The organism is Bradyrhizobium sp. 44 (assembly GCF_023073095.1).
In the GTDB taxonomy this organism is placed as follows: domain Bacteria; phylum Pseudomonadota; class Alphaproteobacteria; order Rhizobiales; family Xanthobacteraceae; genus Bradyrhizobium.
In genome coordinates, this window is sequence record NZ_JADPIY010000034.1 from 1 (window position 1) to 2529 (window position 2529).

The window sequence follows — 2529 nt, forward strand, 5'->3', positions numbered from 1 at the left end:
GCCAACCAGTCGATCCGCGTCAACGTGGATACGCTGGAGCATCTGATGACCATGGTCTCCGAGCTGGTGCTGACCCGCAACCAGCTGTTGGAGATCTCCCGCCGCAACGAGGACACCGAGTTCAAGGTGCCGTTGCAGCGGCTGTCCAACGTCACCGCCGAGCTGCAGGAAGGCGTCATGAAGACGCGCATGCAGCCGATCGGCAATGCCTGGCAGAAGCTGCCCCGCATCGTTCGCGACCTCTCGAGCGAACTCGGCAAGCAGATCGAGCTGGAGATGCACGGCGCCGACACCGAGCTCGACCGCCAGGTGCTCGACCTGATCAAGGACCCGCTCACCCACATGGTGCGCAACTCCGCCGACCATGGCCTGGAGACCCCGGCCGAGCGTCTCGCCGGCGGCAAGGGCGAGCAGGGCACCATCCGCCTGTCCGCCTATCACGAGGGCGGCCACATCATCATCTGCATCGCCGACAACGGCCGCGGCCTGAACACCGACAGGATCAAGGCCAAGGCGATCTCCTCAGGTCTGGTCACCGAGGCCGAGCTCGAGAAGATGAGCGAAGCCCAGATCCACAAGTTCATCTTCGCGCCGGGCTTCTCGACCGCGGCCGCCATCACCTCGGTGTCGGGGCGCGGCGTCGGCATGGACGTGGTGCGCACCAATATCGACCAGATCGGCGGCACCATCGACATCAAGTCGGTGGCCGGTGAAGGCTCCTCCGTCACCATCAAGATCCCGCTGACGCTGGCCATCGTCTCCGCGCTGATCGTGGAAGCCGCCGGCGACCGCTTTGCGATCCCGCAGCTCTCCGTGGTCGAGCTGGTGCGGGCCCGCGCCAACTCGGAGCACCGCATCGAGCGCATCAAGGACACCGCGGTGCTCAGGCTGCGCAACAAGCTGCTGCCGCTGATCCATCTCAAGAAGCTGCTCAAGATCGACGACGGCGCCGTCTCCGATCCCGAGAACGGCTTCATCGTGGTGACCCAGGTCGGCAGCCAGACCTTCGGCATCGTCGTCGACGGCGTGTTCCACACCGAAGAAATCGTGGTCAAGCCGATGTCGACGAAACTGCGTCACATCGACATGTTCTCGGGCAATACCATCCTGGGCGACGGCGCGGTCATCATGATCATCGACCCCAACGGCATTGCCAAGGCGCTCGGCGCCGCCGGCTCCTCGGCCCATGACATGAACAACGAGAACGGGACGCACAGCATCGGATCGGGCGAGCAGACCACCTCGCTGCTGGTGTTCCGCGCCGGCTCGTCCCAGCCCAAGGCGGTCCCGCTCGGGCTCGTCACGCGCCTGGAAGAGCTCCCGGCCGACAAGATCGAGTTCTCGAACGGCCGCTACATGGTGCAGTACCGCGAGCAGCTGATGCCGCTCGTCGCCATGGAGAGCGTCACCATCGCGAGCCAGGGCGCCCAGCCGATCCTGGTGTTCTCCGATGACGGCCGCTCCATGGGCCTCGTCGTCGACGAGATCATCGACATCGTCGAGGAACGGCTCAACATCGAGGTCGGCGGATCCTCCTCCGGCATTCTCGGCTCGGCCGTGATCAAGGGCCAGGCCACCGAAGTGATCGACGTCGGCCACTTCCTGCCGATGGCGTTCTCCGACTGGTTCACCCGCAAGGAGATGAAGCCGTCGCTGCACTCGCAATCGGTGCTGCTGGTCGACGACTCGGCGTTCTTCCGCAACATGCTGGCCCCGGTGCTCAAGGCCGCCGGCTACCGCGTCCGCACCGCGCCGACCGCGCAGGAGGGCCTGGCCGCGTTGCGCGCGCAGACCTTCGACGTGGTCCTGACCGACATCGAGATGCCCGACATGAACGGGTTCGAGTTTGCCGAGACCATCCGCTCCGACAGCAATCTGGGCGCGATGCCGATCATCGGGCTCTCCGCGCTGGTGTCGCCGGCGGCGATCGAGCGCGGCCGTCAGGCCGGCTTCCACGACTATGTCGCCAAGTTCGACCGTCCCGGTCTGATCGCGGCGCTGAAGGAACAGACCGCGGGCGCCGCCGGTGCCTCCGAGCTGAGCCGCGCAGCAGCGTAACCAGCGGGATCAGGAGATACGCACATGACCAAGAAGACCCAGTCCGGCGAAGGCGCCATGGTCGAATACGTCACCGCGATGATCGGCGGCCAGCTGTTCGGCCTGCCGATCTCCCGCGTCCAGGACGTGTTCATGCCCGAGCGCGTCACCCGCGTGCCGCTGTCCTCGCGCGAGATCGCGGGCGTGCTGAACCTGCGCGGCCGCATCGTCACCGTGGTCGACATGCGCGCCCGGCTCGGCCTGCCCAAGCCCGAGGACGGCAAGGTCCCGATGGCGGTCGGTGTCGACCTGCGCGGTGAATCCTATGGCCTGTTGATCGACCAGATCGGCGAAGTGCTGCGGCTCGCCGAGGACGGCATGGAAGAAAACCCCGTCAATCTCGACCCCCGCATGGCCAAGCTCGCCGGCGGTGTCCACCGTCTCGACGGCCAGCTCATGGTCGTCCTCGACGTCGATCGCGTCCTCGAGCTC

Annotated in this window: 2 protein-coding genes; both read left to right on the top strand. The window is 66.2% G+C overall.

Annotation, left to right across the window (positions count from 1 at the left end; translation table 11 throughout):
- On the top strand, positions 1-2058 hold a 2058-nt coding region (locus IVB41_RS32645), incomplete at its 5' end, for a hybrid sensor histidine kinase/response regulator (protein ID WP_247438639.1).
- 24 nt (positions 2059-2082) lie between these two features.
- The coding region (locus IVB41_RS32650; RefSeq protein WP_247438640.1) for a chemotaxis protein CheW at positions 2083-2529 on the top strand (447 nt) is incomplete at its 3' end.